At 71.8% G+C, this 23,274-nt stretch carries 22 protein-coding genes; 11 read left to right on the top strand and 11 right to left on the bottom strand.

Features of this window, described 5'->3' with window-relative positions; all coding sequences use genetic code 11:
• Positions 1-9: 9 nt before the first annotated feature.
• On the bottom strand, positions 10-1,566 hold the full coding sequence (locus tag C6376_RS20080; RefSeq protein ID WP_107444700.1) for a sodium:solute symporter: 1,557 nt from the start codon (positions 1,564-1,566) through the stop codon (positions 10-12).
• 226 nt (positions 1,567-1,792) lie between these two features.
• Between C6376_RS20080 and C6376_RS20085 the strand changes: the two genes are divergently transcribed.
• Positions 1,793-3,925 (top strand): carbon starvation CstA family protein, encoded by a 2,133-nt coding sequence (locus C6376_RS20085; protein WP_107444701.1) that lies wholly within the window; start codon positions 1,793-1,795, stop codon positions 3,923-3,925.
• A 38-nt stretch (positions 3,926-3,963) separates the two neighbouring features.
• Positions 3,964-4,155 carry a YbdD/YjiX family protein gene (locus tag C6376_RS20090; protein ID WP_254076393.1) on the top strand — a complete coding sequence of 64 codons (192 nt, stop codon included), beginning with the start codon at positions 3,964-3,966 and terminating at the stop codon, positions 4,153-4,155.
• Between the two features lie 63 nt (positions 4,156-4,218).
• Here C6376_RS20090 and C6376_RS20095 read toward each other — a convergent pair whose 3' ends face one another.
• The 3 genes from C6376_RS20095 to C6376_RS20105 all read right to left on the bottom strand — a co-directional run bounded on the left by C6376_RS20095 (position 4,219) and on the right by C6376_RS20105 (position 6,454).
• Complete coding sequence (locus tag C6376_RS20095) at positions 4,219-5,010, bottom strand: SURF1 family protein (protein ID WP_301554744.1); 792 nt, start codon at positions 5,008-5,010, stop codon at positions 4,219-4,221.
• 92 nt (positions 5,011-5,102) lie between these two features.
• On the bottom strand, positions 5,103-5,336 hold the full coding sequence (locus C6376_RS20100; RefSeq protein ID WP_079041440.1) for a hypothetical protein: 234 nt from the start codon (positions 5,334-5,336) through the stop codon (positions 5,103-5,105).
• A 116-nt stretch (positions 5,337-5,452) separates the two neighbouring features.
• Entirely contained in the window at positions 5,453-6,454 is a 1,002-nt protein-coding gene (locus C6376_RS20105) for a DEDDh family exonuclease (protein WP_107444703.1), read from the bottom strand.
• A gap of 291 nt (positions 6,455-6,745) precedes the next feature.
• Here C6376_RS20105 and C6376_RS20110 point away from each other — a divergent pair, with 291 nt between their 5' ends.
• From C6376_RS20110 to C6376_RS20120, 3 genes are all read left to right on the top strand, one after another.
• Positions 6,746-7,456: a VIT family protein gene (locus C6376_RS20110; protein ID WP_107444704.1), complete on the top strand. Its 711-nt coding sequence runs from the start codon at positions 6,746-6,748 to the stop codon at positions 7,454-7,456.
• A 224-nt stretch (positions 7,457-7,680) separates the two neighbouring features.
• A complete protein-coding gene (locus C6376_RS20115; protein ID WP_107444705.1) occupies positions 7,681-8,625 on the top strand; it encodes a sterol desaturase family protein in 945 nt (314 codons plus the stop codon).
• Positions 8,622-9,302 carry a lysoplasmalogenase gene (locus C6376_RS20120; RefSeq protein WP_107444706.1) on the top strand — a complete coding sequence of 227 codons (681 nt, stop codon included), beginning with the start codon at positions 8,622-8,624 and terminating at the stop codon, positions 9,300-9,302. The genes C6376_RS20115 and C6376_RS20120 overlap by 4 nt, the downstream gene beginning before the upstream one ends.
• Before the next feature lie 14 nt (positions 9,303-9,316).
• Here the strand turns inward: C6376_RS20120 and C6376_RS20125 are convergent, their stop codons facing one another.
• Both C6376_RS20125 and C6376_RS20130 read right to left on the bottom strand, forming a co-directional pair.
• Positions 9,317-10,729, bottom strand: coding sequence for a CoA transferase (locus C6376_RS20125; RefSeq protein ID WP_107444707.1), 1,413 nt, complete (start codon positions 10,727-10,729; stop codon positions 9,317-9,319).
• 140 nt (positions 10,730-10,869) lie between these two features.
• Entirely contained in the window at positions 10,870-12,399 is a 1,530-nt protein-coding gene (locus tag C6376_RS20130) for a S8 family serine peptidase (protein ID WP_107444708.1), read from the bottom strand.
• A gap of 294 nt (positions 12,400-12,693) precedes the next feature.
• On the opposite strand from C6376_RS20130, the gene C6376_RS20135 reads away from it, so the two are divergent.
• From C6376_RS20135 to moaA, 3 genes are all read left to right on the top strand, one after another.
• The gene (locus C6376_RS20135) at positions 12,694-13,050 is read left to right on the top strand and encodes a DUF485 domain-containing protein (protein ID WP_057582277.1); all 357 of its coding nucleotides are present in this window, start codon (positions 12,694-12,696) and stop codon (positions 13,048-13,050) included.
• The gene (locus C6376_RS20140) at positions 13,047-14,672 is read left to right on the top strand and encodes a cation acetate symporter (RefSeq protein WP_107444709.1); all 1,626 of its coding nucleotides are present in this window, start codon (positions 13,047-13,049) and stop codon (positions 14,670-14,672) included. Before C6376_RS20135 ends, C6376_RS20140 begins: the two co-directional genes overlap by 4 nt.
• Before the next feature lie 181 nt (positions 14,673-14,853).
• Positions 14,854-15,843 carry a GTP 3',8-cyclase MoaA gene (moaA, locus tag C6376_RS20145; protein WP_216825595.1) on the top strand — a complete coding sequence of 330 codons (990 nt, stop codon included), beginning with the start codon at positions 14,854-14,856 and terminating at the stop codon, positions 15,841-15,843.
• Positions 15,844-15,878: 35 nt separating this feature from the next.
• Here the strand turns inward: moaA and C6376_RS20150 are convergent, their stop codons facing one another.
• Positions 15,879-16,112: a hypothetical protein gene (locus C6376_RS20150; RefSeq protein WP_107444711.1), complete on the bottom strand. Its 234-nt coding sequence runs from the start codon at positions 16,110-16,112 to the stop codon at positions 15,879-15,881.
• A 197-nt stretch (positions 16,113-16,309) separates the two neighbouring features.
• Complete coding sequence (locus C6376_RS20155; RefSeq protein WP_107444712.1) at positions 16,310-16,717, bottom strand: DUF3099 domain-containing protein; 408 nt, start codon at positions 16,715-16,717, stop codon at positions 16,310-16,312.
• Between the two features lie 203 nt (positions 16,718-16,920).
• On the opposite strand from C6376_RS20155, the gene C6376_RS20160 reads away from it, so the two are divergent.
• Positions 16,921-17,199 (top strand): GlsB/YeaQ/YmgE family stress response membrane protein, encoded by a 279-nt coding sequence (locus C6376_RS20160; RefSeq protein WP_107444713.1) that lies wholly within the window; start codon positions 16,921-16,923, stop codon positions 17,197-17,199.
• A gap of 80 nt (positions 17,200-17,279) precedes the next feature.
• On the opposite strand, the gene tyrS is transcribed toward C6376_RS20160, so the two are convergent.
• Genes tyrS through C6376_RS20175 form a run of 3 tightly spaced genes read right to left on the bottom strand, consistent with a single transcriptional unit; the run spans position 17,280 to position 21,514 of the window.
• On the bottom strand, positions 17,280-18,545 hold the full coding sequence (gene tyrS, locus C6376_RS20165) for a tyrosine--tRNA ligase (protein ID WP_107444714.1): 1,266 nt from the start codon (positions 18,543-18,545) through the stop codon (positions 17,280-17,282).
• Between the two features lie 54 nt (positions 18,546-18,599).
• The gene (locus C6376_RS20170; protein WP_107444715.1) at positions 18,600-19,994 is read right to left on the bottom strand and encodes a metallopeptidase TldD-related protein; all 1,395 of its coding nucleotides are present in this window, start codon (positions 19,992-19,994) and stop codon (positions 18,600-18,602) included.
• Positions 19,991-21,514 (bottom strand): TldD/PmbA family protein, encoded by a 1,524-nt coding sequence (locus C6376_RS20175; RefSeq protein WP_107444716.1) that lies wholly within the window; start codon positions 21,512-21,514, stop codon positions 19,991-19,993. Before C6376_RS20175 ends, C6376_RS20170 begins: the two co-directional genes overlap by 4 nt.
• A 243-nt stretch (positions 21,515-21,757) precedes the next feature.
• Between C6376_RS20175 and fabG the strand changes: the two genes are divergently transcribed.
• Together fabG and fabI are read left to right on the top strand one after the other, a co-directional pair.
• Positions 21,758-22,477, top strand: coding sequence for a 3-oxoacyl-[acyl-carrier-protein] reductase (gene fabG, locus C6376_RS20180; RefSeq protein ID WP_107444717.1), 720 nt, complete (start codon positions 21,758-21,760; stop codon positions 22,475-22,477).
• Between the two features lie 5 nt (positions 22,478-22,482).
• Positions 22,483-23,250 carry an enoyl-ACP reductase FabI gene (gene fabI, locus C6376_RS20185; RefSeq protein WP_107444718.1) on the top strand — a complete coding sequence of 256 codons (768 nt, stop codon included), beginning with the start codon at positions 22,483-22,485 and terminating at the stop codon, positions 23,248-23,250.
• The last annotated feature ends 24 nt before the right edge of the window (positions 23,251-23,274 follow it).

Here is a 23,274-nt window from a genome sequence, read left to right on the forward strand (position 1 = left end):
GTCTGCGTCTCACGGGTGGTTCGCTCCCGTCTCGGGACGCCGCCTGAGGACCAGGCGGGAGGGCAGGTCGGTGGTGTCGGCGCCGCGGGGGACGCGGAGGCGTTCGAGGACCGCGGTGCCGACGGCCGCGACGGTCAGGTTGAGCAGCAGGGCCACCAGTCCGGCGTAGACCGTCATCGTTTTGAAGCCCAGGGAGACGGTGGCGGAGAACCCCTCGCTCACCACGAGACAGGTCCCGGTGGCCATACCGGCCGCCCAGCCCGCGAGCAGCGCCCGCGGGTGCAGCCGGCCGGTGAACAGCCCGACGGCCACGGCGGGGAAGACCTGCAGGATCCACACCCCGCCCAGCAGCTGGAGGTTGACGGCGTCCTGGTCGCGCAGTCCGAACACGAAGGCCACCGCGCCCGCCTTCGCGGTCAGCGAGACGGCCTTGGCGATCCGCACCTGCCGCTTGGGCGTGGCCGTCGGATGGACGTACTCCACGTACACGTTGCGGACGAAGCTCGTGGCGGCCGCGATCGACATGACGGCGGCCGGGACCAGCGCCCCCACGGTGATCGCGGCGAACACCAGCCCGGCCAGCGCGGCGGGCATCAGCCGGTCGACGAGCATCGGCACGGCCGCCTCGGCGCCCCCGGCCGGGGCCCGCACACCGGCCGCGACGGCGGCGACGCCGAGCAGGCCGAAGAGGGCGAGCAGTCCCGTCCACACCGGCAGCGCCGCGGCGACCTTGCGCAGGGTGCGCGGCCCGTCGGCGGCGAACCCGGCGGTGAGCACGTGCGGGTACATCAGCAGGGCCAGCGCGGAACCCAGCGCGAGGGTGGCGTACGCGGGCTGCTGCTCGGCGGTGAGGACCAGCGAGGAGTGCGCCACGTCGGGTGCGCCGGCCCGCCGCGCGGCGCCCTCGAAGACGGCGCCGGGCCCGCCGAGCCGCTGCAGCACCAGCCAGCACACGGCGGTCAGCGACACGAAGACGGCGAGGGCCTTCAGCGCGGAGATGACCGCGGGCGCCCGCAGCCCGTGCCGGTAGGTGGCCACCGCGAGCCCCGCGAACAGCGCCACCATCACCAGGTCCCCGGCCGCGCCGCGCGGATACACGCCCCCGGCCGTCAGCACCGCCCGTATCCCGAGCAGTTGCAGCGCCAGGTACGGCATCGTGGCGAGGATCCCGGTCAGCGCCACCACGAGGGCCAGCGGTGAGGACCCGTAGCGCCCGCGCACGAAGTCGGCGGCCGTGACGTAGCCCTTGCTGCGGGCCACGCTCCACAGCCGGCTCAGCAGGACGAAGGCGAGCGGGCAGACGATCACGGTGTACGGCACGGCGAAGAACGCGGACGCCCCGTTGCCGTAAGCCAGTCCCGGGACGGCGGTGAAGGTGTAGGCGGTGAAGATCGTGCCGCCGAGCAGCAGCCAGGTCCAGACGGGGCCGAGCGAGCGGTCGGCCAGCGCCCAGCCCTCCAGGGAGGGCAGCCGGTCGCTGGGGCGCAGCCTGCGCGCGGTCGCGGCGAGCAGCGACGCCCCGCCGATCACGGCGAGGAACGTCGTGGTCATGGCGCCGTCGGCCATGGGTCACCGTCCTTGGTGTGCCTGCCCTCACCGGTTCAGTTGCGCGGACGGCCGGTTCGGTTGACCGGGAAGCGGCGGAAAAATCACGGGAGATTCGCTGTCAACCGGTTCCGGCGGGCGGGCAACTCTTGCACAGACCGACAGCGAGCGGGGAGAGCCGCCCGTCGCTGATCTCCTGGCGCCCCGTGTCACGAGGCGCGCCGCACCGCCCAGGCGAGGAGCCGCCATGTCTGTGTCCACTCTGCCCGAAACCGGCCTTCCGGGGCCGGAAAAGTCGCGTATGTCACTGAGATCCGTCCTGCTGTGGGCGGTTGTCGCGCTGCTCGGCGCCGTCGCCTGGGGCGTCGTCGCCCTCGCCCGGGGGGAGCGGATCTCGGCGGTCTGGCTGGTGGTCGCGGCCCTCGGCTCGTACGCCATCGCCTACCGCTTCTACTCCCGCTTCATCGCCCGCCGGGTGCTGCGCCCCGACGACCGCCGGGCCACCCCCGCCGAACGCCTCGAGGACGGCGTCGACTTCCAGCCCACCGACCGCCGGGTCCTGCTCGGCCACCACTTCGCCGCGATCGCCGGCGCGGGCCCCCTGGTCGGACCCGTGCTCGCGGCCCAGATGGGCTATCTGCCCGGCACCCTGTGGATCGTCGCCGGAGTGATCTTCGCGGGCGCGGTGCAGGACATGGTCGTGCTGTTCCTCTCCATGCGCCGCGACGGCACCTCGCTCGGGCAGATGGCCCGTGACGAGATCGGCCGCGCGGGCGGTGCGGCGGCCCTCGTCGCCGTCTTCGCCATCATGATCATTCTGCTGGGCGTGCTGGCGCTGGTCGTGGTCAACGCGCTCGCCCACTCGCCCTGGGGGACCTTCTCCGTCGCGATGACCGTGCCCATCGCCCTGTTCATGGGCTTCTGGCTGCACCGCATCCGCCCGGGCCGGGTCGTGGAGACCAGCCTCATCGGCGTGGCGCTGCTGCTGCTGGCGATCGTGGGCGGCAGCTGGGTGCAGAACTCCTCGCTGGCCGACGCCTTCACGCTCAGTCCGACGACCCTCGTCTTCTGCCTCGTCGGGTACGGCTTCGTCGCCTCCGTCCTGCCGGTGTGGATGCTCCTCGCCCCGCGCGACTACCTCTCCACCTTCATGAAGATCGGCACCATCGCGCTGCTGGCGGTCGGCGTGGTCGTGGCCGCGCCCGTGCTCAGGACGGACGCGGTCAGCGACTTCGCCTCCTCGGGCGCGGGACCCGTCTTCGCGGGGGCGCTGTTCCCGTTCCTCTTCATCACCATCGCCTGCGGCGCGCTGTCCGGCTTCCACGCGCTCGTCTCGTCCGGGACGACGCCCAAGCTGATCCAGAAGGAGTCCCAGGTCCGGCTCATCGGCTACGGAGCCATGCTGATGGAGTCGTTCGTCGCGATCATGGCGCTGATCGCCGCGGCCACCCTGGAACCGGGTCTGTACTACGCGATGAACGCGCCCGCCGGCCTGCTGGGCGCGACGGCCGAGTCGGCGTCCCACGCGGTCGCCGGCCTCGGCTTCACCATCAGCCCCGACCAGCTCACCTCCGCCGCCAGGGCCGTCGAGGAGCAGACGCTGATCGCCCGCTCCGGTGGCGCCCCCACGCTGGCCGTCGGCATGTCGGAGATCTTCTCCGGTGTCTTCGGCGGCACCGCGATGAAGGCGTTCTGGTACCACTTCGCCATCATGTTCGAGGCGCTGTTCATTCTGACCACGGTGGACGCCGGTACCCGCGTCGGCCGCTTCATGCTCCAGGACATGCTCGGCAACGTGTGGAAGCCGGTCGGCAGGGTCAACTGGAAGCCCGGCATCTGGCTCTGCAGCGGTCTGGTCGTCGCCGCCTGGGGCTACTTCCTGTACACCGGCGCCACGGACCCGCTGGGCGGGATCAACCAGCTCTTCCCGCTCTTCGGCATCGCCAACCAGCTGCTGGCCGCCATCGCCCTGACCGTGTGCACGACGGTGCTGATCAAGTCCGGGCGGCTGCGCTGGGCCTGGGTGACGGGCGTGCCGCTGGCCTGGGTCGTCGCGATCACCTTCACCGCCGGCTGGCAGAAGATCTTCTCCGACGACCCCAGGATCGGCTTCTTCGCCCAGCGCGCCCGGTACGCCGACGCGCTCGACGCCGGGCAGGTGCTGGCGCCCGCCAAGTCGCCGGCCGACATGCACACGGTGGTCGCCAACTCCACGGTGGACGGCGTGCTGATCGCCGTGTTCCTGCTGCTGGTCGCCGTGGTGATCGTGAACGCGGCTGTGGTGTGCGTACGGGCCGTGCGCTCGCCGGCCCCCCTGCCGACGACCGAGGCGCCCTTCGTCGAGTCCCGGATCGACGTGCCGGCCGCGGTGGGATCGTGAGCGTCACCGTGCGCGGGGCGCGGGCGGGGCGCCGGCTCCTGCGGGCGGCCGTGGGCTGGGCGCGGGCCGTGCGCTGGTACCTGCGCGAGCTGACCGGCGAGGGGGAGTACGACCGCTACTGCGAGCGGCGCCGGCGTCACCACCCGCTCGCTGCGGTCCCCACCCCACGCGAGTACCAGGCGCTGCGCAGCCGGCACCGCGAGGAGCATCCGCAGAGCCGCTGCTGCTGAAACGCGCTACGCCGGAGCGGAACAGGGCGGAGGGCGTGGCGGGGTCCGGCCGGGCCGGCGGTGCTACACCGTCGCCGGCTCGGCCGGCTCCGCCTCCCGGGTCGCCGCCGCGGCCCGCTCGCGGGCCTCGCGGCGGACCAGGATCAGCCAGCCGACGGGGACGCCCGCGGCGAACAGCCACCACTGGATGGTGTACGCGAAGTTCAGCGCCGCGTCCTCGCTGCCGGGCGGGCCCAGCAGCTCGGGGCTGTCGCCCTTGGACGCGGGGGCCGTCAGCGCGATGTAGCCGCCGAGCACCGGTGCGCCGAGCCGCCGGGACTCCCGCTCGCTGCTGATCAGCATGACCTGCCGGTCCGGCAGCCCCTTGAGGTCCTTGATGCCGCTCGCCGCGGTCGTCTCGTCGGGCATCAGCCGCCCGGTGACCGTGACCCTGCCACCGGGCGGCGCGGGGATCTTGGGGAAGGCGGTCTGGCTCGGGCCGTCCGCGGGGATCCAGCCCCGGTCGACCAGCAGCACCTTGCCGTCCGTCAGGACGAGCGGGGTGAGGACATGGAAGCCGACCGTGTCGTCGGCGTTGACCCGGCGCCGGACGACGACCTCGTGACCGGTGTCGAAGACGCCGGTGGCGCTCACGTTGCGGTACCGCTCGCCGCGGGTGACGACATGGCCGACGGCGGTCAGCCTCTCGACGGGCACCGCGTCGGCGGACAGCGCGTCGGAGACGAGCTGGTTGCGCGCGGTGCGCTCCTCGTAGCGGTGCATCTGCCAGAAGCCCAGCCTGATCATCGTGGGGATGAGGAGGAGGGAGACCAGCGTGAGGATCACCCACTGCCGGGACAACAGGAAGCGGTACACCCCACGACCGTACAACTCGGTCGTGGGGTGCATGCGGCCGGGTGCCGCGGGACGTCCTCGGCGGCCGGCCCCCCGGGCGGCCGGACGCGGGCTCAGACCTTGTCGACGATCCCCACCCGGCCCTCCGCGCGGGCACAGTGCGCGCCGCAGTACCAGTGACCCTCCACCTCGACGCCCTGGCCGATGATCTGCACCCTGCAGTGCTCGCAGATGGGGGCCATGCGATGGATCGCACAGGAGAAGCAGTCGAAGACGTGGACAGCGCCCTGCGCGTGCACCTCGAAGGTCATTCCGTAGTCATTGCCGCAAACTTCGCATCTCGCCATGCGCCACAGGGTGGGCGCTCGCCCCCGCGCGGGCGAGCGGGCTGCGGGCGAGTCGCACGGCAATCACCCGTACGCACCGGTCGGCACCGGCGGCTTCGCGCAGCAGTCCGCGCGGGTCACTCGTCGGCGGGCTCCACATCCCGCAGGAGCTGCCCGAACGCGGCCTCGTCCACCACGGGCGTCCCGAACTGCCGCGCCTTCACCACCTTCGACGTGCCCGAGTCGGGGTCGTTGGTCACCAGCAGGCTGGTCAGCCGGGACAGACTCGTGGCGACATGCAGTCCCGCCTCGGCGGCACGGTCCTCCAGCAGCTCGCGCTCGACCGAGGTGTCTCCCGAGAAGGCGACCCGCATGCCCTGCTTGAGCCTCTTGCCGTCCTCGTACCGCCCGGGGTTCGGGTGCGGGCACGCCGGCCTCTTGCGGGACGGCCGCCAACTGCTGGGCCGGTAGCCGCCGTAGCCGCCGCCCGGACCGCTAGCCTGCCGCCCGATCAGGGACGCCGGACGGTCGGCCCACTCCGTCAGCGGTCGGCACTCGAGCAGCGGCAGCCGGACTCCGCCCTCCGCCGCGGCCCGCAGGCTCGGCCGGAAAGCCTCCGCGAGGACGCGTGCGTCGTCCAGCGCGTGGTGCGCCCGCTGCTGCACGACGCCGAAGTGGGCCGCGAGCGACTCCAGCTTGTGGTTGGGCAGCGGCAGGTCCAACTCCTTGGACAGCGCGATGGTGCACAGCCGCTGCCGCACCGGCGCCTCGCGCTTCGCGCGCGCGTACTCCCGCGCGATCATCTGCCAGTCGAAGACCGCGTTGTGCGCGACGAGCACCCGGCCTTCGAGCCGGGCGGCGAACTCCTCCGCCACCTCGTGGAAGAGCGGCGCGCCCGCCAGCACGTCGCTCGTCAGACCGTGTATCCACACCGGGCCGGGGTCGCGTTGCGGGTTGACCAGCGTGTACCAGTGGTCCTGGACCTCACCGCGCGCGTCCAGCCGGTACACGGCCGCGGAGATGATCCGGTCGTCGCGCGCCAGGCCGGTGGTCTCCACGTCAACGACCGCGTATCCCCGGGGATACGCGGTCGGCCACTCCGTGGGGGACGACGCTGTCGTCGTGTGGTCCTCGAGCATGGTCATTGAGGATACGGGCCCCCGCAGGCACCCCGCCGCCCCCGCCCCGTGGCATCGGGCGCGGGAAGTCCTCCGGGCCGCACGGGAGTTCGTGGTGCGCACGCACGCGTGCGCCGGGGCGGCCGGCCGCGGCGCCGCAACTTCGGCCGCGCTCTTGGCCGTTGTGCCGCTCTGCGTCTCCTCCGCCCGCTGTCCGCGCCTCGTCCTCGTCGGGGCCGCTCGCCCGGTCGCTCGCGCGCGGCCGGGCGTCGCAACGCGACCCGCGGCCCGCGAGGTGTCATCCTCCGTCCTGTGACGGAACCCACTCACGAAGAGGCCCACGACGGCTCGCTCGGATCCCGGCTCAACTGGCTGCGCGCCGCGGTCCTCGGCGCCAACGACGGCATCGTCTCCACCGCGGGTCTCGTCGTCGGCGTGGCCGGCGCGACGGACGACCGCTCGGCGCTGCTGACGGCCGGCCTCGCCGGGCTGCTCGCCGGGTCGCTGTCCATGGCGGCGGGCGAATACGTCTCCGTGTCGACCCAGCGGGACTCCGAGAAGGCCGCGCTCGCGCTGGAGCGGCGGGAGCTGCGCGAGCAGCCCGAGGCCGAACTGGAGGAGCTGACGGAGCTGCTGGAGGAGCGGGGCCTGTCCCGGGACGTGGCCCGGGAGGCGGCCGTGCAACTCACGGAGCGGGACGCCCTGCGGGCGCACGCGCGCGTGGAGCTCGGCATCGACCCCGACGACCTCACCAATCCCTGGCATGCGGCCTGGGCGAGCTTCCTCGCCTTCACGGTGGGCGCCCTGCTGCCGCTCCTGGCCGTCGTGCTGCCGCCGGCCGACTGGCGTCTCCCGGTGACCGTCGTGTCCGTCCTGCTGGCCCTGACCGCCACGGGCTGGTCCGCCGCCCGGCTGGGTGCCGCGGCCCCCGGGCGGGCGGTGGTGCGCAACGTGGGCGGCGGAGCCCTCGCCATGGGGGTGACGTACGTGGTCGGTTCGCTTCTGGGGGCGACGGGGGCGTGAGGCGGCGCGCGGGTGCGAGGCCGCGGGGGTGCGCGGCGGGCGTGGGAGGCGGCGCGGGAGTGCGGCGGCGGATGTGCGAGACGCGGCGTGTGAAGAAGACGTGAAGCGGACGGGTCCGCCGCCGCGGGTTGGCGGGGATCACCAACAAGCAAGCGCATACCCCTGGAAATACTTGTCGGTAACACCGTCTAGCCGCAGCCCACCAGCGGTTCTACGGTGCCTGCATGCCGAACCTGCCCGATGTCGTGCTGTGGTCGATACCCGCCTTCGTGCTGCTCACCGTGATCGAGATCATCAGCGTCCGCGTCCATCCCGACGAGGACGCCGCCGGGTACCAGACGAAGGATGCCGTGACCAGCGTCGGCATGGGGCTCGGGAGCCTCGTCTTCGACTTCCTCTGGAAAATCCCGATCGTCGCGATCTACACCGCGATCTACCAGCTGACGCCGCTGCGCGTGCCCGTCCTGTGGTGGACGCTGCCGTTGATGCTGCTGGCGCAGGACTTCTTCTACTACTGGTCCCACCGTGGCCACCACGTCATCCGGGTGCTGTGGGCCTGCCACGTGGTTCACCACTCCAGCGAGAAGTTCAACCTCACCACCGCCCTGCGCCAGCCCTGGACCACGCTGACCGTCTGGCCCTTCTACGTACCGCTCGTCGCCGCCGGCGTCCACCCGGCCGCGCTGGCCTTCTGCTCCTCGGTCAACCTCGTCTACCAGTTCTGGATCCACACCGAGCGGATCGACCGGATGCCCCGGTGGTTCGAGTTCGTGTTCAACACGCCCTCCCACCACCGCGTCCACCACGCCTCCCAGGGCGGCTACCTGGACCGCAACTTCGGCGGCATCCTCATCGTGTGGGACCGGCTGTTCGGCTCCTTCGTGCCCGAGACCGACCGGCCCGTGTACGGGTTGACCAAGAACATCAACACGTTCAACCCGATCAAGGTGGCGACCCACGAGTACGTCGCGATCGCCAGGGACGTCAGGTCCGCGGCGGGCTGGCGCGAACGGGCGGGGCGGGTGTTCGGCGGACCGGGCTGGCAGCCGGCCGCCCGGTCGGAGCAGGCCCAGCCCGTGCCGGCCCGGTCGGTGCCCGCGCCGTCCGAGCCGGACCCGCCCGTGCCCACGCCGCCGGCCGCCCCGGTCGGGGAGACCACGGCCGCGTGACCCGCTCCCGCGTCCCGTCGGCCCTGTTCGGCCTGTTCGCGCTCGCCGCCGCCGTCGACCTGCTCAGCCTCGCCGCCGGCTTCGAGCCCGGACACGCCGTCGTCAAGCCGCTCGTGATGCCGCTCCTCGCCGCCTGGGCCGCCCTGCGCGGCGCGCCCCGGCTCCTCGTCGCCGCCCTGCTGTGCGGCTGGGGCGGCGACACCCTGCTGCTGTTCGACGCCGACGCCGCCTTCCTCGCCGGCATGGCGTGCTTCGCCGCCGGGCACGTCTGCTACCTGGTGCTGTTCGTCCGCGTCGGCCGGTCCCGCGCGGGCGCCCTGTTCCTCGCTCCCTGCTACGCCGCCGCCCTGATCACCACGGTCGCCCTGCTCCGGCCCGACCTGCCCGCGGAGCTGCGCCTTCCGGTGGCCGTCTACAGCACCCTGCTCACAGCCATGGCCTGCACCGCCGGCACCCGGCTCGGCCCCGTCGCCGGCGTCGGTGGCGCGCTCTTCCTGCTCTCCGACACGCTCATCGCCACCGGCGTCGCGGACTGGCCGCAGCCGCCGCGTCCCGATCTGTGGATCATGCTCACCTACCTTGCCGCGCAGTTGCTGCTGGCCCGCGGCGCCCTCGGCGAACCGCGCCCGGCACGGGAACGGGCCGACAGGCGGCCGGTGGCCGCCGGTCCGGGCTGACGGGCCCCGCCGGTTCAGAGCCAGCGGGCCGGGTCGGCTCCCCACCGGCCGGGCGGGCGCGCCCAGTCGGTCGGCCCGCCGTCGAAGCGCACCGGCGGGAGGGCGTACCGCAGCCGCCCGAGGGGACTGTCGGTGCGCGCCAGCCACGGTGTCGGGTCGAGGCCGCCGTCGTCGGAGTGCCGCACGTCCGGTTCCGGGCCCCCTGCCGCGCCGGTCCGGGCGCCCGCGGTCAGCCACGCCGCCGTCCGGGCCAGGGCGAGCCGGACGAGACGGGAGCCGCCGTCGGCCGACTGGTCGGTCAGCGCACGCAGCACGCCGGCCGCCAGGAGATAGCCGCTCCCGTGGTCCAGGGCCTGCGCCGGAAGCGCCCCGGGCTGCCCGGCCGAGCCCTCGACGGCCGCGATGCCGGTGGCCGCCTGCACCAGGCTGTCGAAGCCCCTCCGGTCGCCCCAGGGCCCGTACGCCCCCCACGCCGACACCTGCGCGACGACCACGCCCGGCCGTCGCTCGGCCAGCGCCTCGGGGGAGAGCCCGAACCGGTCGAGCGCGCCCGGCCGGTAGCCGGTGACGACGACGTCCGCCGTCGCGAGCAGCTCTTCGAAGGTCCGCCGGTCGGCGGTGAGGTCCAGCAGGGCCGAACGTTTGCCGAAGCCCGTGTCGGCGTGCTGGTCCGCCAGCTCGGGCAGGCCGGGCGCGTCCACGCGCAGGACGTCCGCGCCGAGCAGGGCGAGGGTGCGGGTGGCCACCGGCCCGGCGAGGACCCGCGTCAGGTCCAGGACGCGCACTCCGGCGGCCGGCAGCAGGGGGCCGACGGCCACCGGCGAGAAGGCGCGCACGCGTGCCCCGTCCAGCCTGACCCGCTCGACCAGGGGCCGGCCGGCGACGGCGGCGGCCTGCTCGTGCGCCGCCCATTGCCGCGGCGTGCGCAGCGCCACGGCCAGACCGCCGGCCGCCTGCACCGCGTCCTCGACGTCCTGTGCCCGACGTCCGGCGAGAACTGCCTCGACGGCGGCGGGCCGGGAACGCGCGCTGTCGGCGTCCGCGGGCAGGCCGAGCGCGCGCAGCAGGCGCTCGCGGTGGTGCGGGTAGTTGGCGTGGGTGCGCACCCAGCCGTCGGCGGTCCGCCAGAACCGGGACAGCGGGGCGAAGAGCACCGGCGCCCGGTCGTCGACCAGCGTCTGCCGTTCACTGACGAACGCCGCGGCCACCGCCGCGTCGTCCACCAGCACCTCGGGCGTCTGCGGCAGGCCCGCCCGGCGCGCCCCCAGCTCGGCCGCGGCCAGCGCGCACGCGCCCACACAGGCGCGCGCCAACTGCCGCACGGGCAGCCGTGACGGCAGGGTGTCTTCCCGGACGACCGACGACACGCGCGCGAGGAGAGCGGGATCGCCGCCCAGTTCCGACCATGCGAACCTGATGTCTGTCATGACTACATGATGCATTATTGATTCAATCAATATATGCCGCCCCGCCCGTGCGACGGCCGGCGTCGCCGCACGCGAAAGGGCCGGGCGGATGACCGCCCGGCCCTCGAACTCCGTGCGCCGCGGTGATGGCGGCGACGCGACTACTTCACGGCGCGCAGTGCGTTCACGACGCCGTGGCCGAAGAAGCCGTTGTACCGCTTTGCGCCCACGCACGTCGCGTCCACGACGCCGTTGCCGTCACCGTCGTACGGCTCGGTCGGGCACGCCGTGCTGTCCGCCTGGAGCTTGAGCAGCGCCTGCAGCTGGGCGGGGCTCGCGTACGGATGCGTCGACTTCAGCAGCGCGGCCACACCGGCCACGTGCGGCGACGCCATCGAGGTGCCCTGCAGATAGCCGTACGTGTTGTTCGGCAGCGTCGACAGGATGCGCCCGTTGGCCGACGGCGTGTCCGGGATCTGGTACTTGTCGCCGCCCGGGGCCGCCACGTCGATCGCGCCGAGGCCGTAGGTGGAGTAGTACGACTTGGTGCCCTTGACGCCGGTGGCGCTCACGGTGACGACACCCGGCAGCTGGGTCGGCACGTCGAAGCACTCGTGCGGGTCGATCGTGCGCGACACCGGCGTGCCGTCGTCGGGGCTGGACGCGTCCACGATGGCGTCGGAGTCGAGGTCGTGGTTGGAGTTGCCCGCCGAGGCCACGTTGAGCGTGCCCTTCTTCTGGGCGTACGTCTGGGCCCTGTTGACCGCGTCGACGATGGCCTTCTGGTCCGGGTCGTCCATGCAGTTGTACAGCCACGGGTCGACGTAGTAGCTGTTGTTCGTGACCTCGACGCCGTGGTCGGCGGCGAACACGAACGCGCAGACGACGTTCTCCGGGTAGAAGAGGCCGTCCTTGGGGTCGCTCACCTTGATGCTCGCGACCTTGACGCCCGGTGCGACGCCGGCGACGCCGACGCCGTTGCGGGCGGCCGCGATCTCACCGGCGACATGCGTGCCGTGGTAGTCCTCCGCGGTGTACGGACGCCAGGCCCCCGCGCTGGTGTCCGCGACGCCGCCGACGCAGTTCGCCGACTGGGACGCCGAGAAGTTCGCGGTGAGGTCCGGGTGGGTGTCGTCGACGCCGGTGTCGATCACCGCGACCGTCACCCTCCTGCTGCCCGGGTTGATCGTGGCGGCCTTGTCGGCGCCTATCGCGCGCAGGTCCCACTGGTCCGCCTCGAGCGGCTCGCTCTGGCCCGCCGTGCCCGAGGCCTTGGCGACCTTCGCGGCCTCCGCCTTCGACAGAACCTGCACCGCGCCCTCGTCGGTGGTCCCGGCGGCGACCAGCGGAGTCGTGCGGGTGGCGCCGGCCGACTGCACGCCCCGCACCGCGCGTATCCGCGGACCGAAGTCGGGGTTCGACGAGTGGACGACGAACACGCCGATCCGCTCGTACGACGCGACGACGGTGCCGCCGACCGAGGCGATCGCCTTCTTCACCGACCCGATCGTGCGGTGGTCCACCCTCGTGTTGACGACGTACGCCAGCGTCGGGGCGTCGGTCGCCCGGGTGGCGGACGTCGCGGCGGGAGCCGCGGAAGCCGCCGTCGGCAGGAAGCCGAGAGAGGCGGTCAGCGACAGCACGACGGGCACCGCGAGTGCGAGGCGGCGTCTGGAAGGCAGATGAGCCATGGGGTCTCCACATCATCCGGAAAAGGGACCTGGCCGAGCGCGGATCCTGCTCGACAGGTACATGACGGGTGGTGCTGAGCCGAAGCTATCCAACCGACTCACCGGCCAGCAACGACCTCGCACGACGACTTCCGCGGGGGACGGCCGCCGCCGCCCGCGCGGACGCGGCGGAACCCCGCCGACAAGTACCCGATCGAGTTGAACCGCCCCTTGCGCGCCGCCGTGCCCTTGGTCAGGGAGCCCGTGCACGATCGAGCCCCGCCCGACCCGCCGTCCGCAATGCGAGGAGACTCCGTGGCCACCGAGACACCGCCCCCCTCGAAGACCCCCAGCCGGCTCCCCACCACCGAGGAGTTCGTCGCGGTGCAGGAGAGCGCGGAGTTCGGTGAACTGCGCGGCGCCTACCGCGGCTTCGCCTTCCCGCTGACCGTCGCCTTCATCGCCTGGTACCTGCTGTACGTCCTGCTCTCCAACTACGCGGGCGACTTCATGGGCACCAAGCTCTTCGGCAACTTCAACGTGGCGATGACCCTCGGCCTCGCCCAGTTCCTCACCACGTTCCTCATCGCCTGGTGGTACGCGCGGACCGCCGCCGCCAAGTTCGACCCCAAGGCCGACGCGATCAAGTCCCGGATGGAGAGCGGAGAATGAGCCCCGCACAGCAGACCCTGCTCGCCGCGGGCGAGGCCAGCGAGCACCGCACACTGATCATCGTCCTGTTCTCGGTGTTCGTCGCCGCGACCCTCGTCATCACCGTCTGGGCCGGCCGCCAGACCAAGGACGCCGCCGACTTCTACGCCGGCGGCCGGCAGTTCACCGGCTTCCAGAACGGCCTCGCCGTCTCCGGCGACTACATGTCCGCCGCGTCGTTCCTCGGCATCGCGGGCGCCATCGCCCTCTTCGGCTACGACGGCTTCCTGTACTCCATCGGCTTCCTGGTGGCCTGGCTGGTCGCCCTCCTCCTGGTGGCGGAGCCGCTGCGCAACTCCGGCCGCTACACCATGGGCGACGTCCTCGCGTACCGCATGCGCCAGCGTCCCGTCCGCACCGCCGCCGGCACCTCCACCATCGTGGTCTCGATCTTCTACCTGCTCGCCCAGATGGCGGGCGCGGGCGTCCTGGTCTCGCTCCTGCTGGGCATCACCAGCGACGCCGGCAAGATCGGCATCGTCGCCCTCGTGGGCGTGCTGATGATCGTCTACGTCACCATCGGCGGCATGAAGGGCACCACCTGGGTGCAGATGGTCAAGGCCGTCCTGCTGATCGCCGGAGCCCTGCTGCTCACCTTCCTGGTGCTGCTGAAGTTCGACTTCAACGTCTCCGACCTGCTGGGCTCGGCCGCCGACAACAGCGGCAAGGGCGCGGCCTTCCTGGAGCCGGGCCTGAAGTACGGCGCCAGCGGCACCACCAAGCTGGACTTCATCTCGCTCGGCATCGCCCTCGTCCTGGGCACCGCAGGCCTGCCGCACATCCTGATCCGCTTCTACACGGTGCCCACCGCCAAGGCCGCCCGGAAGTCGGTCCTGTGGGCCATCGGCCTGATCGGCGCCTTCTACCTGATGACCCTCGCCCTCGGCTTCGGCGCCGCCGCGCTCATCAAGCCGGACGAGATCGTCGCCTCCAACAAGGCCGGCAACACGGCGGCACCGCTCCTCGCGCTCCATCTGGGCGGCGTCGACTCCAACTGGGGCGCCATCCTGCTCGCCACCATCTCGGCGGTCGCCTTCGCCACCATCCTCGCGGTCGTCGCCGGCCTCACCCTGGCGTCCTCCTCGTCGTTCGCCCACGACATCTACGCCAACGTCATCAAGAAGGGGCAGGCCTCCGAGAAGCAGGAGCTCAACGCGGCCCGCTACGCCACCGTCGGCATCGGCGCGGTCTCCATCCTGCTCGGCGCCCTCGCCCGCGACCTGAACGTCGCCGGCCTCGTCGCCCTCGCCTTCGCGGTCGCCGCCTCCGCCAACCTCCCGACGATCCTCTACAGCCTCTTCTGGAAGCGGTTCACCACGTCCGGAGCCCTGTGGTCGATCTACGGCGGCCTGGTCACCGCGGTCGGCCTGGTGCTGTTCTCACCGGTCGTCTCCGGCAAGCCCAGCTCGATGTTCCCCGACGTCGACTTCCACTGGTTCCCCCTGGAGAACCCCGGCCTCATCTCGATCCCGGTCGGCTTCCTGCTGGGCGTCGTCGGTACCCTCCTGTCGAAGGAGGAGCCCGACGACGCCAAGTACGCCGAGCTGGAGGTCCGCTCCCTGACCGGCACCGGAGCCCACTGAGGCGACGAGCAGGTGGCGCGGACGTCCACCCGGCCACGCTCCTACCGCGGCCGCGTCGTAGATCCCTACGACGCGGCCGCGTTCCACCTCGTGGGATCGGGCTCTGTCGCTGTCGGCGGCGTCACGTAGGCTCACAAGTGACGGAACAGGCACGCGATCCACCACAAGGGAGGGGGCACACGTGCTCATCGACACCTATGGCCGAGTGGCCACCGACCTGAGGGTCTCGCTGACCGACCGCTGCAACCTGCGCTGCACCTACTGCATGCCCGAGGAGGGCCTGCAGTGGCTGGCCAAGCCGGATCTCCTCACGGACGACGAGATCGTCCGCCTCATCGACATCGCCGTCACCTCCCTCGGTATCGAGGAGGTCCGCTTCACCGGCGGCGAGCCCCTGCTGCGCCCGGGCCTGGTCGGCATCGTCGAGCGGGTCGCCGCGATGGAGCCCCGCCCCCGGACGTCCCTCACAACGAACGGCATCGGCCTGCGCCGCACCGCCCCGGCCCTCAAGGCGGCCGGCCTGGACCGGGTCAACGTGTCCCTCGACACCCTGCGCCCCGACGTCTTCAAGACCCTCACCCGCCGGGACCGCCACAAGGACGTCCTCGACGGCCTCGAAGCCGCCCGCGAGGCGGGCCTGACCCCGGTGAAGGTGAACACCGTCCTGATGCCGGGCCTCAACGAGGACGAAGCACCCGACCTCCTCGCCTGGGCCGTCGAGAACGACTACGAACTGCGCTTCATCGAGCAGATGCCGCTGGACGCCCAGCACGGCTGGAAGCGCGAGGGCATGGTGACGGCCGCCGACATCCTGGCCTCCCTGCGCACCCGCTTCGAGCTCACCGCCGAGGGCGAGCAGGAACGCGGCTCGGCCCCGGCCGAACGCTGGCTGGTGGACGGCGGCCCGCACCGCGTGGGCGTCATCGCCTCCGTCACCCGGCCCTTCTGCGCAGCCTGCGACCGCACCCGCCTCACGGCGGACGGCCAGGTCCGCACATGCCTCTTCGCCCGCGAGGAGACGGACCTGCGGGCCGCCCTGCGCTCCGACGCCCCCGACGAGGAGATAGCCCGCATCTGGCGCCTGGCGATGTGGGGCAAGAAGGCGGGCTCCGGTCTGGACGACCCGAGCTTCCTGCAGCCGGACCGGCCCATGTCGGCGATCGGCGGCTAGGAGCTCCGGCCGGGGACCTGGTGCGGGGGACCGGCTCAGACGGCCCGGTCGTGGGAGCCCTCCGGGGGCTCCCACTCTGTCAGCGCGACCACGTCCTTGAGGAAGCCCCGGACCCCGAGGAACTGCGACAGATGCTCGCGGTGCTCCTCGCACGCGAGCCACGTCTTGCGCCGCTCCGGCGTATGGATCTTCGGGTTGTTCCAGGCCAGCACCCACACCGCGGCGACACGGCAGCCCTTGGCAGAACAGATGGGGGTCTCGTCACTCACAGGGTCGTCTCACCACACGCACACAAAGGCGACGCCGAGCAGCCACGGGGGGAGCTGCCCGGCGTCGGTCCGTCGCTCCGACGGGGGATGCGGAGCGCGTACGAAGTATGTCACGGCAGACCACCCCCACGGCACTGGAACAACATGATTGATCTGAGCTTTTCCTGAGCTTGGCGCACCGTCCGCTCATGGCCCGTTCACGGCTGCCGCTCAGCCTGACCGGGCGCCGGTTCCTCCCGGCGGGGTTCCGCGAAGCCCTCCTCTTCGGGGCCGGATCGCGCGGAGCCGTCGTCGGCGCGCGGCGGCGTGAGCATGGGCCGCACGGGCACGCCGACGAACGTCGAGGGAAGCGAAGGCACGTTCTCCCGACCGGCGTTGGCGACGACCACCGCGATATAGGGCAGCACCAAGCCCAGGACCAGCGCCACCACGGCCACATGCCGTTCCACGTTCCACAACGTCGCCGCCAGGATCACCGCCACCGTGCGGACCGACATCGAGATGATGTAGCGCCGCTGGCGGCCCCGCACGTCGTCCTGAAGCCCCTGGCGTGCGCCGGTGATCCGGAACACCTGGGCGTTCTGGCCGCCACCCTGCTTCCGCATGACATTCCCCGTCCGCCCGCGTCGTCCATCCCCCCGGCCCTCCACGTTACGCCGCGGCTGCGCAGTCCCGGAGACCGGGGCGTCCGCGGTCCGGGCGAACCCCCTGCGCCGTCCCGCGTACGGCCGTACCCGACATGCGTCGTACGGCGAGCGGCCCGAGACTTGAGGCCACTGCTCACGTAGAGCCGGAAAAGGAGGCAGTCATGGGCTGGTTGTGGGCGATCATCGTCGGATTCGTGCTGGGCCTGATCGCCAAGGCGATCATCCCGGGCAAGCAGCACAGCCCTCTCTGGCTGACCACCATCTTCGGCATGCTGGGCGCGATCGTGGGCAACGCGATCGCCCGTGCGGCAGGCGTCGAGTCCACGCCCGGCATCGACTGGAGCCGGCACGCGTTTCAGCTGATCGCCGCCATCATCATCGTCGCCCTCGGCGACATGCTCTACATGGCGACGCTGGGCAAGCGCAAGCACCGGGCCTGAGCGCGCGCACGACGAAGGGGCGGACTCCCCCGGAAACCGCCCGGGAAGCCGCCCCTTCGTCGGTCCTGCCGGTCGGCCGGTCAGCCGGTGACCTCCACGGCGGCCAGGTTCTTCTTCCCGCGGCGCAGCACCAGCCACCGGCCGTGGATGAGCTCCTCCGCCGCGGGCACCGCGTCCTCGGCCGTGACCTTGGCGTTGTTCACGTAGGCCCCGCCCTCCTTCACGGTCCGCCGCGCCGCCGACTTGCTGGCCACCAGGCCGACCTCGGCGAACAGGTCCACGACCGGTCCGAGCTCGGCGACCCGGATGTGCGGCACCTCGGAGAGGGCCGCGGCCAGCGTCCGCGCGTCGAGGTCGCCCAGCTCGCCCTGACCGAAGAGGGCCCTGGACGCGGCGACCACCGCGGCCGTCTGGTCGGGGCCGTGGACCAGCGTCGTCAGCTCCTCCGCCAGCGCGCGCTGTGCGGCCCGGGCCTGCGGCCGCTCCTCGGTCTGCCGCTCCAGCTCCTCGATCTCCGTACGGGACCGGAAGCTGAAGATGCGCAGGAACTTCGAGACGTCCCGGTCGTCCGCGTTCAGCCAGAACTGGTAGAACGCGTACGGCGTCGTCATCTCGGGGTCCAGCCAGACCGTGCCGGACTCCGTCTTGCCGAACTTGGTGCCGTCCGCCTTGGTGATCAGCGGGGTGCCCAGGGCGTGCACCACGGCGTCGGGCTCGACCCGGTGGATCAGGTCGGTGCCCGAGGTGAGGTTGCCCCACTGGTCGCTGCCGCCGGTCTGCAGGGTGCACCCGTACCGCCGGTACAGCTCCAGGAAGTCCATGCCCTGCAGAATCTGGTAGCTGAACTCGGTGTAGCTGATGCCCGCGTCGGAGTTGAGCCGCCGGGAGACGGCCTCCTTGGCGATCATCCTGTTGACCCGGAAGTGCTTGCCCACGTCGCGCAGGAACTCGATGGCCGACAGGCCCTGGGTCCAGTCCAGGTTGTTGACCATGACGGCCGCGTTCGGGCCCTCGAAGTCGAGCAGCGGCGCGATCTGCGCGCGCAGCCGCTCCACCCACTGGGCGACGACGTCGGGCGCGTTCAGCGTGCGCTCCGCGTTCGGCTTGGGGTCGCCGATCAGACCGGTGGCGCCCCCGACCAGGCCCAGCGGACGGTTGCCGGCCTGCTGGATGCGGCGCATCGTCAGGATCTGCACGAGGTTGCCGAGGTGCAGGCTGGGCGCGGTCGGGTCGAAGCCGCAATAGAACGTGACAGGACCGTCCGCGAACGCCTTGCGCAATGCGTCCTCGTCCGTGGAGAGGGCGATCAGCCCCCGCCACGTCAGTTCGTCGACGATGTCCGTCACGGTCTCGGTCTCCTTGATGATCTTCGCGCAGTCGAGTGACTGCCGGCTACGAGGTTATACGCCCTGGCTGACAGAGCTCATATTGAAGTCCGGCACCCTCAGGGCGGGCATCGCAGCCCTAGTGAACCAGTCGCTCCACTCCCGGGGCAGGGTCTTTTCCGTGCGTCCCGCCTCCGTCGCCCGCCCCAGCAGGTCGACCGGCGACTCGTTGAACCGGAAGTTGTTGACCTCGCCGACGACCTCGCCGTCCTCGACGAGGTACACGCCGTCCCGGGTCAGACCGGTCAGCAGCAGGGTCGCCGGGTCGACCTCGCGGATGTACCAGAGACAGGTCAGCAGCAGGCCACGGCCGGTGGCGGCGACCATCTCGTCCAGCGAGCGGTCCTCGCCGCCGTCCAGGATCAGGTTGTCGCCCCCCGGCGCGACCGGCAGCCCGGTCAGTCCCGCGCTGTGCCGGGTGGTCGTCAGGTTCTTCAGCTCGCCCCCGCCGATCCACTCGGTGGACCGCAGCGGCAGCCCGTTGTCGAACACCGACTGGTCGCCGCCGGAGGTGTGCGCGATGACGAACGGCGCGGACTCCAGGCCGGGCGCGTTCGGGTCGCTGCGCAGCGTCAGCGGCAGGTCGGTCAGCTTCTCGCCGAGCCGGGTACCGCCGCCGGGCTTGGAGAACACCGTCCGGCCCTCGGTCGCGTCCCGGCCGGACGCCGACCACAGCTGGTAGATCATCAGGTCGGCCACCGCGGTCGGCGGCAGCAGCGTCTCGTACCGGCCGGCCGGCAGCTCGATCCGCCGCTCCGCCCAGCCGAGCCGTACCGCCAGCTCGGCGTCGAGCACCGCCGGGTCGACGTCCTTGAAGTCACGGGTCGATCGCCCCGCCCACGCCGAACGCGTACGGTCCGGGGACTTGGCGTTCAGCTCGAGCGTTCCGTTCGGCTGGTCGTGCCGCAGCCGCAGCCCCGTCGACGTGCCCACGTACGTCGAGACCAGCTCGTGGTTGGCGAACCCGTACAGCTCGCGGCCGCCCGCACGCGCGCGTGCGAACGCCTCGCCCAGCGCCGGCGCGAAGTCGGCGAACACCGCGGACGAGGTCTCCGCCGGCGCCTCGGTGAACTCGGGAGACGGAGCCACGCCCGTGACCAGGGGCTGGGCGTCCTCGGCGGGGTGCGCACCGCGCGCGGCGGCCTCGGCGGCCCGCACGAGGGGCTCCAGCTCGTCCCCGGTCACCGCGGCGCGGGAGACGACGCCGGAGGCGGTGCCCTCCTTGCCGTCGACCGTCGCGATCACGGTGAGCGTGCGCCCGCGCGTGACGCCGTTGGTCGTCAGCGTGTTGCCCGCCCAGCGCAGGTTCGCCGTCGACTGCTCGTCGGCGATGACGACACAGCCGTCGGCCCGCGACAGCTCGAGGGCGCGCTCGACGACCTCGTGCGGCTTGGTGCTACGGGCGCTCATCGACCGGCCTCCTGCGTGGTGTTCAGAATGTTGACGCCCTTGAACAGGGCCGACGGGCAGCCGTGCGACACCGCCGCCACCTGACCCGGCTGGGCCTTGCCGCAGTTGAAGGCGCCGCCGAGGACGTATGTCTGCGGACCGCCCACCGCCGCCATCGATCCCCAGAAGTCGGTGGTCGTCGCCTGGTAGGCCACGTCCCGCAGCTGCCCGGTGATCCGCCCGTTCTCGATCCGGAAGAACCGCTGCCCGGTGAACTGGAAGTTGTAGCGCTGCATGTCGATGGACCAGGAGCGGTCGCCGACGACGTAGATGCCCCGGTCGACGCTGCCGATGAGGTCCTCGGTGGACATTCCGGCCGGATCCGGCCGCAGCGACACGTTGGCCATGCGCTGCACCGGAACATGACCGGGGGAGTCGGCGAACGCACAGCCGTTGGACCGCTCGAATCCGGTGAGCTTCGCGATCCGCCGGTCCAGCTGGTAGCCGACGAGCGTGCCGTCCTTCACCAGATCCCAGGACTGGCCCTCGACGCCCTCGTCGTCGTACCCGACGGTCGCCAGGCCGTGCTCGGCGGTGCGGTCGCCCGTGACGTTCATCAGCTCCGAGCCGTAGCGCAGCGTGCCGAGCTGGTCGAAGGTGGCGAAGGAGGTGCCGGCGTAGGCGGCCTCGTAACCGAGGGCGCGGTCCAGCTCGGTGGCGTGCCCGATGGACTCGTGGATGGTCAGCCACAGGTTGGACGGGTCGACGACCAGGTCGTACAGCCCCGGGTCCACGCTCGGCGCGCGCATCTTCTCGGCGAGCAGCTCCGGGATGCGGGCCAGCTCGTCGTCCCAGTCCCAGCCGGTGCCGGTGACGTACTCCCAGCCGCGTCCGACGGGCGGCGCGACGGTGCGCATCGAGTCGAACTCACCGCTGGACTCGTCGACCGACACCGCGTTCACCGCCGGGTGCAGCCGCACCCGCTGCTGGGTGGTCACCGTCCCGGCCGTGTCGGCGTAGAACTTGTTCTCGTGGACGGTCAGCAGCGAGGCGTCCACGTGGTTGACGCCGTTCGCCGCCAGCAGCCGTGTGCTCCAGTCGGCGAGCAGCGCCGCCTTCTCCTCGTCGGGCACGGTGAACGGGTCGATCTCGTAGGACGAGATCCACGTCCTGTCCGCGTGCACCGGCTCGTCGGCCAGCTCGACCCGCTCGTCCGAGCCGGCGGCCCTGATCACCTGCGCGGACAGCTTGGCCATCGCCACCGCCTGCGAGGCGACCCGGGCCGCGGCGTCCATCGTCAGATCCACGCCGGACGCGAAACCCCAGGTGCCGCCGTGCACCACCCGCACCGCGTACCCGAGGTCGGTCGTGTCCGAGGACCCGGCGGGCTTGGCGTCCCGCAGCCGCCAGGACGCGCTGCGCACCCGCTCGAACCGGAAGTCCGCGTGCTCCGCACCCAACGCACGCGCGCGTGCGAGCGCGGCGTCGGCGAGGGCGCGCAGGGGTAGGGCCGTGAAGCTTTCATCGATGGTATGGGGCACCTAGGTCTCTCCCTGGTGTCGTCGCGGGTGAAGACCTCGATCATGTCGCGCCCGGCGCCCCCGGACCACGCCTTTCCGGGCCGCTTGCGCAAAAATCTGTAGGGACCCCACAGTCAGTCCCGTGAGCCACTGTCGGTGCCCGAATGCTGTCGCACGGAAGCAGACCGATAGGTTTCGGGGGGAAGCCGCCTGTCACCCAGAGTTCGGGCGGGTGTGTCAGACCCCTATCGAAAGGGTGATCCGTTGAGCCGCTCGGTTCTCGTCACCGGAGGAAACCGGGGCATCGGCCTCGCCATCGCCCGCGCGTTCGCCGACGCCGGCGACAAGGTCGCCATCACGTACCGCACGGGCGAGCCGCCGGCGGCCCTGACGGAACTGGGCTGCCTCGCCGTCAAGTGCGACATCACCGACTCCGAGCAGGTGGAGCAGGCCTACAAGGAGATCGAGGCCCAGCACGGCCCCGTCGAGGTCCTGATCGCCAACGCCGGCGTCACCAAGGACCAGCTGTTGATGCGGATGTCCGAGGAGGACTTCACCTCGGTCGTCGACACCAACCTGACCGGCACCTTCCGCGTGGTCAAGCGCGCCAACCGCGGCATGCTGCGCGCCAAGAAGGGCCGCGTCGTGCTCATCTCCTCGGTGGTCGGGCTGTACGGCTCGCCGGGGCAGGCGAACTACGCCGCCTCCAAGGCCGCTCTGGTCGGCTTCGCGCGCTCCCTCGCCCGTGAGCTGGGATCCCGCAACATCACTTTCAACGTCGTCGCGCCCGGCTTCGTCGACACCGACATGACCAAGGTGCTCACCGACGAGCAGCGCGCGGGCATCGTCTCGCAGGTCCCGCTCGGCCGGTACGCACAGCCGCAGGAGGTCGCCGCGGCGGTGCGGTTCCTCGCCTCGGACGACGCCTCGTACATCACTGGAGCCGTCATTCCTGTTGACGGCGGACTGGGAATGGGTCACTGATCACCATGAGCGGAATTCTCGAGGGCAAGCGCGTCCTGATCACCGGTGTGCTGACGGAGGCCTCCATCGCCTTCCACACCGCCAAGCTGGCGCAGGAGCAGGGGGCCGAGATCATCCTGACCGCGTTCCCGCGGCCCACCCTGACCGAGCGCATCGCCAAGAAGCTCCCGAGGCCCACCAAGGTCATCGAGCTCGACGTCACCGACGACGAGCACCTCGGGCGCCTGGCCGACGTCGTGGGCGAGGAGCTCGGTGGCCTCGACGGCGTCGTGCACTCCATCGGCTTCGCGCCGCAGGACGCCCTCGGCGGCAACTTCCTCAACACGCCGTTCGAGTCGGTCGCCACGGCCATGCACGTCTCGGCGTTCTCCCTGAAGTCGCTCACCATGGCCTGCCTGCCGCTGATGCAGAACGGCGGCTCGGTCGTCGGTCTCACCTTCGACGCCTCGTTCGCCTGGCCGCAGTACGACTGGATGGGTCCCGCCAAGGCCGCCCTCGAGGCCACCAGCCGCTACATGGCGCGCGACCTGGGCAAGCAGAACATCCGCTGCAACCTGGTCTCCGCCGGTCCGCTCGGTTCGATGGCCGCCAAGTCCATCCCGGGCTTCGGTGAACTGGCGTCCGTCTGGGACGACCGCTCGCCCCTGGAGTGGGACCTCAAGGACCCCGAGCCGGCCGGCCGCGGCGTCGTCGCCCTGCTGAGCGACTGGTTCCCCAAGACGACCGGCGAGATCATCCACGTGGACGGCGGCCTGCACGCCATCGGAGCCTGATCCCGGGTCTGCGACCGGCTTCCC

The organism is Streptomyces sp. P3 (genome assembly GCF_003032475.1).
Lineage (GTDB): Bacteria > Actinomycetota > Actinomycetes > Streptomycetales > Streptomycetaceae > Streptomyces.